This window comes from Streptomyces sp. UH6 (genome assembly GCF_013421635.1).
In the GTDB taxonomy this organism is placed as follows: Bacteria; Actinomycetota; Actinomycetes; order Streptomycetales; family Streptomycetaceae; genus Streptomyces; species Streptomyces abyssomicinicus.
In genome coordinates this window covers 1-5,568 of the sequence record NZ_JACADT010000338.1, presented here as the reverse complement: position 1 = coordinate 5,568, position 5,568 = coordinate 1, and the positions used below count along the sequence as shown (strand labels likewise).

Below are 5,568 nucleotides of genomic sequence, written 5' to 3'. Positions count from 1 at the left end.
GTCGATCCTGGACCTGGCGATGCCGCGCGACGTGGACTCCGCCGTGCACCGGCTCGCCGGGGTGCGGCTGGTGGACATCGAGTCGCTGGCGGACGCCTCCGCGGACGCGCCGATGGCCGCCGACGTGGACCAGGTGCGGCGCATCGTCGCCGACGAGGTCGCCGCCTTCGGCGCCGCCCAGCGCGCCGCGACCATCACGCCGACCGTGGTGGCGCTGCGCTCCATGGCCGCCGAGGTGGTGGCGAGCGAGGTCGCCCGGCTCGAGGGCCGGCTTCCCGACCTCGACGCCAAGCAGCGCCAGGAGATCACCCAGACCGTCAGGCGGGTGGTCGACAAGCTGCTGCACGCGCCGACCGTGCGGGTGAAGCAGCTCGCGGCGGAACCCGGCGGCGCCGGGTACGCGGACGCGCTGCGCACCCTGTTCGACCTCGACCCGGAGACGGTGGCGTCCGTCTCCCGGGCCGACAAGGCCGCCGGCCGCATCGCCGACGACACCCTCCAGAACACCCTGATCGACGCCAACGCCAAGAACCGAGGGCGAGCATGACAGAGAAGGCTTTGAGGCTCGGCACCCGGCGGAGCAAGCTCGCCATGGCCCAGTCCGGGCACGTGGCGGAGGCAGTGAGCCGGGTCACCGGCCGGCCCGTCGAGCTCGTCGAGATCACCACCCACGGCGACGTCTCGCGCGAGCACCTGACGCAGATCGGCGGCACCGGCGTGTTCGTCGCCGCCCTGCGCGAGGCGCTGCTGCGCGGCGAGGTCGACTTCGCCGTCCACTCCCTGAAGGACCTGCCGACCCAGCAGGCCGACGGCCTGACGCTGGCCGCGATACCGGTCCGCGAGGACCCGCGCGACGTGCTGGTCGCGGCCGGCGGCGCCAAGCTCGCCGACCTGCCGCGCGGTGCCCGCGTGGGCACCGGGTCGCCGCGCCGGATGTCCCAGCTCAACGCGTACGCGCGGGCCCACGGGCTGGAGCTGGAGACGGTGCCGATCCGCGGCAACGTCGACACCCGGATCGGGTTCGTGGAGAGCGGGGAGCTCGACGCCGTCGTGCTCGCCGCCGCCGGCCTGAACCGGATGGGCCGCGCGGACGAGGTCACCGACTTCCTGTCGGCCGACACCGTCCTGCCGGCCCCCGGCCAGGGAGCCCTGGCCGTGGAATGCCCCGCTCACGACGCGGAGCTGATTGCCGCACTCTCGCAGCTCGACGACCCGCACACGCGGGCCGCCGTGACCGCCGAGCGATCACTGCTCGCCGCCCTGGAGGCCGGGTGCAGCGCACCCGTGGGTGCCCTGGCCGGCCTTCTGGGGGACGGGCAGATTGTCAAGGAAATGCGCCTGCGGGGCGTCGTCGGCACGACCGACGGCTCCCGCGTGGTGCAGATGTCCACCACCGGTCCCGTACCCCAGACGCACGAGCAGGCCATCGCGCTCGGCCGCGAACTCGCTGCCGAGATGCTCGCCCGGGGTGCGGCCGGTCTGATGGGGGAGCGAGCACAGTGAGCCCCACCACCCTTCCCGCCGCCCAGGACCACGGGCACGTCACCTTCCTGGGGGCCGGGCCCGGCGATCCGGGACTGCTCACACTGCGCGCAGTGGAGGCCCTGGCCAACGCGGACGTCCTCGTCGGCGAACCCGACGTGCTGGACGTGGTGCGTGAACACGCCAGGCCGGGCGCCGTCCTGGAGAACACCGGGGCGGACGCGGACGCGCCACAGCTGACGGTGGTTGACGGCACGTCAACAACCGTTGCCGTTCCGGCGGAACGTGATGCCGTCCATCTTGTCATGGCGGCCGTACGGTCCGGCAGGCGGGTGGTACGTGCCGTCACCGGCGACCCCGGACTGGATTCCGACGCGGCCCGCGAGATGCTCGCCTGCGCCGCGGAGGGCGTGCGGTTCGAGGTGGTGCCCGGTATCGCCTCCGCCGTCGGCGTGCCCGCCTACGCCGGTGTGCCGCTGCGGGACGCCGAGGGTGCCGACGTGCGGTTCGTCGACGCCCGTACGGCCAGCGCCCGCTGCTGGACCGAGCTCGGCGCCTCCGACGGCACCGTGGTCGTCTCCACCACGCTGGACGGGGTCGCGGCGACCGCCGCCGAGCTGGTCTCGGCCGGCCGCAAGCCGGACACCCCGCTCACCGTGACGGTGGCCGGCACCACGACCCGTCAGCGCAGCTGGACCGCGACGCTGGGCACCATCGCGCAGGTCTTCAAGCAGGGCAAGGTCCTTCCCTCCGCGGACGGCGGCCGGGCCGTCATAGCCGTGGTCGGCGAGCGTGCCGCCGGCGGCGACCGGCGTGACCAGCTCTCCTGGTTCGAGTCCAAGCCGCTCTTCGGCTGGAAGGTCCTCGTGCCGCGCACCAAGGAGCAGGCGGTCTCGCTCTCCGACCAGCTGCGTTCCTACGGCGCGGTGCCGCACGAGGTGCCGACCATCGCCGTGGAGCCGCCGCGCACCCCGCAGCAGATGGAGCGCGCGGTCAAGGGCCTGGTCACCGGCCGCTACGAGTGGATCGCCTTCACCTCGGTCAACGCCGTCAAGGCGGTCCGGGAGAAGTTCGAGGAGTACGGCCTGGACGCGCGCGCCTTCGCGGGCATCAAGGTCGCGGCCGTCGGCGAGCAGACCGCCAAGGCACTGATCGCCTTCGGCGTGAAGCCCGACCTGGTGCCCAGCGGCGAGCAGTCGGCCGCGGGCCTGCTGGAGGACTGGCCGCCCTACGACCCGGTCTTCGACCCGATCGACCGTGTCTTCCTGCCGCGCGCCGACATCGCCACGGAGACCCTGGTCGCCGGGCTGATCGAGCTGGGCTGGGAGGTCGACGACGTCACGGCGTACCGCACCGTGCGCGCCTCGCCGCCGCCGGCCGAGACCCGCGAGGCGATCAAGGGCGGCGGCTTCGACGCGGTGCTCTTCACCTCGTCGTCGACGGTGCGGAACCTGGTCGGCATCGCCGGCAAGCCGCACAACGTCACCGTGATCGCCTGCATCGGCCCGGCCACCGCCAAGACGGCGGAGGAGCACGGCCTGCGGGTCGACGTGATGGCCCCCGAGCCGTCGGTCACCAAGCTGGCGGCCGCGCTCGCGGAGTTCGGCGCCAAGCGGCGTGAGGCCGCGCTGGCGGCGGGCGACCCGGTCACCCGGCCCTCCGAGCGCCGTCCCGGCGCGCGCCGCCGCCGGGCGACGACCAGCTGAGGCCCGGTCCGCGCGGACCGCGTGTGCCCCCGTACCCGTGACCCGGGTACGGGGGCACCGTGCTTCCCCGGCTGCGCGTTCCCCGCCAGTGCCAGTGCCAGTGCCAGTGCCAGTGCCAGTGCCAGTGCCAGTGCCAGTGCCAGTGCCTTCCGCCTGCGCCTGCCGCCTGCGCCTTCCTCACCTGCGCGTTCCCCCGGTAGGCTCCGCCAGTCGTCCGTTCCTGCGAAGGTGCCTGTCCCGTGGCCGAACTGCTCGCCGTCGCCGTCATCACCGTGCTCGCGGTGATCAGCCCGGGCGCCGACTTCGCGATGATCGTCCGCAACAGCTGCCTGTACGGGCGGAGGGCGGGGATGCTGGCCGCCGCCGGGGTCGCCCTGGGCGTCCTGGTGCACGTCTCCTACACCGTGCTCGGGGTGGGGCTGCTGCTCGCCGGGTCGCCGGCCGTCCTCACCGCCGTCAGGATCGCGGGCGCCTGCTACCTGGTCTGGGTCGGCCTGCAGACCTTCCGGTCCCGCGCCGACGTCGACACCTCGGACGCGTCCGCCGAGCCGCTGTCGCGGGGCGCCGCGCTGCGGACCGGGTTCCTCACCAACGCGCTCAACCCCAAGACGATGCTGTTCGTCGTCTCCACCTACACACAGGTGGTGGACGCGAGCACGCCGTTCCCGCGGCAGGCGGGCTACGGCCTGTTCATGTCCCTCGCCCACCTGGTGTGGTTCGGGCTGGTCGCGGGCGTGCTCTCCGCGCCGGCGCTGCGGACCCGGCTGCTGCGGCGTCAGGTCGCCCTCAACCGGGCCATCGGCGCGGTTCTCGTGGCCCTCGGCATTTCGCTCGCCCTCGCCCCGGCGTGATCCCTAGGCTCGGGCCCATGATCGCCACCCTGCAGTGCGTCGTCATCGACTGTCCGCGGCCCCGCGAACTCGCCGCCTTCTACCGACGGGTGCTCGGCGGGGAGGTGGACAAGCAGGACCCGCGCTGGTCGACCGACGCGACCTGGTCCACGCTCCACACCCCGGACGGCCGCGTCCTCGCCTTCCAGCAGGCCCCCGATCTCCAGCCCCCCGCCTGGCCCGACCCGTCCCGCCCCCAGCAGTACCACCTCGACCTCGGCGTGGCGGACCTGGACGCCGCGGAGGCCGGGGTGCTGGAGGCCGGCGCCACGCTGCTGGACGCGGGGGATCCCGGCCGCTGCTGGCGGGTGTACGCGGACCCGGTCGGGCACCCGTTCTGCCTCGTGCAGGAGTGACGCCGCCCCGGACCCGGTGAGGGGACGCGGTCGCGCCTCCTTTTGACAGGCCGGGACCGGGCGAGGAGGTTGGAAGGGTCCGTCCGTGACCGTCGACGCGAGGGAAGAAGGTCACCGTCATGGACATCAAGCTCCAGCACGACGCGCTGGGCAGCCTGCGGCGCATCGGCGACACCGAGGTCGCGTACCGGAAGCTGAGCGGCAAGCCGCGCAGACTCGGCGGCTGGGAGATCGAGTACGACCGGCTCAGCGGGCGTCTGAAGCGGATCGGGCACCGCGAGGTGCGCTACGGCGGACACGGCTCCCGGCCGCGCGCCGTCGGAGAGCTGGAGTTCGACTACGGCGGCTCCGGCCCGTCGGTCCGGCGGATCGGTCCCTACCCGCTCCGGTACTCCAAGGCCGCCGGGGTGGTCCAGCGGGTCGGACCGCTGGAGGTCCGCTATCCCCGGCTCGGCGTCCTCCCGAACCGGGCGAGCCTGGAGGGCGAGGACCGGGAGCTGCCGGACGAGCTGCTGCTCGCCCTCTTCCTCGCGCTGTACCTGGAGGCCGAGGAGGACGTGGGCTTCCTGGAGGAACTCTTCGGCTGAGGCCGCCGGTGGGGTCTACCGTGGGTGCGCATGGATACGGGTACGCGGCCCGCCGCGGTCGTCATGGTCACCGGGGTCATGGCCGCCGGGAAGTCCACCGTCGCCGAGCTGCTGGCCGCACGGCTGCCGCGGGCGGCGCACGTGCGGGGCGACGTCTTCCGCCGGATGGTGGTCTCCGGGCGTGAGGAGATGACACCGGAACCGGCGCCCGGCGCGCTCGCCCAGCTCGACCTGCGGCAGCGGATCGCCGCGACGGTGGCGGACGAGTACGCGGGGGCCGGGTTCACCGCGGTGGTGCAGGACATCCTGCTGGGCGACGACCTGCCGCGGTTCGTCGCGCGGGTGCGGACCCGCCCGCTGTACGTGGTCGTCCTCGCCCCGTCGGCCGAGGCCGTGCGGGAGCGGGAGGCGGGCCGGGCGAAGACCGGGTACGGCGGCGGCTGGACGGTGGAGGCGTTCGACCGGGCGCTGCGCGAGGAGACGCCCCGGACCGGCCTGTGGCTGGACACGTCCGGGCAGACGCCGCACGAGACGGTGGACGCGATCC

The 5,568-nt window shown here is 74.0% G+C and carries 6 protein-coding genes and 1 pseudogene; all 7 read left to right on the top strand.

From position 1 onward, the window contains the following. A pseudogene (locus tag HW445_RS17015) lies at positions 1–547 on the top strand (glutamyl-tRNA reductase); the annotation flags it as partial. After that, the gene (hemC, locus tag HW445_RS17010; protein WP_180221863.1) at positions 544–1,503 is read left to right on the top strand and encodes a hydroxymethylbilane synthase; all 960 of its coding nucleotides are present in this window, start codon (positions 544–546) and stop codon (positions 1,501–1,503) included. The pseudogene HW445_RS17015 and the gene hemC, both read left to right, overlap by 4 nt. Beyond that, a complete protein-coding gene (locus tag HW445_RS17005) occupies positions 1,500–3,188 on the top strand; it encodes a bifunctional uroporphyrinogen-III C-methyltransferase/uroporphyrinogen-III synthase (protein ID WP_180221862.1) in 1,689 nt (562 codons plus the stop codon). The genes hemC and HW445_RS17005 overlap by 4 nt, the downstream gene beginning before the upstream one ends. Positions 3,189–3,427: 239 nt before the next feature. After that, positions 3,428–4,039 carry a LysE family translocator gene (locus HW445_RS17000; RefSeq protein WP_180221861.1) on the top strand — a complete coding sequence of 204 codons (612 nt, stop codon included), beginning with the start codon at positions 3,428–3,430 and terminating at the stop codon, positions 4,037–4,039. A gap of 17 nt (positions 4,040–4,056) precedes the next feature. Further along, a complete protein-coding gene (locus HW445_RS16995) occupies positions 4,057–4,434 on the top strand; it encodes a VOC family protein (protein WP_180221860.1) in 378 nt (125 codons plus the stop codon). A 119-nt stretch (positions 4,435–4,553) separates the two neighbouring features. Then, positions 4,554–5,021 (top strand): hypothetical protein, encoded by a 468-nt coding sequence (locus HW445_RS16990; protein WP_180221859.1) that lies wholly within the window; start codon positions 4,554–4,556, stop codon positions 5,019–5,021. Between the two features lie 30 nt (positions 5,022–5,051). Then, a partial coding sequence (locus HW445_RS16985; RefSeq protein ID WP_180221858.1) for an AAA family ATPase occupies positions 5,052–5,568 on the top strand: 517 nt, incomplete at its 3' end.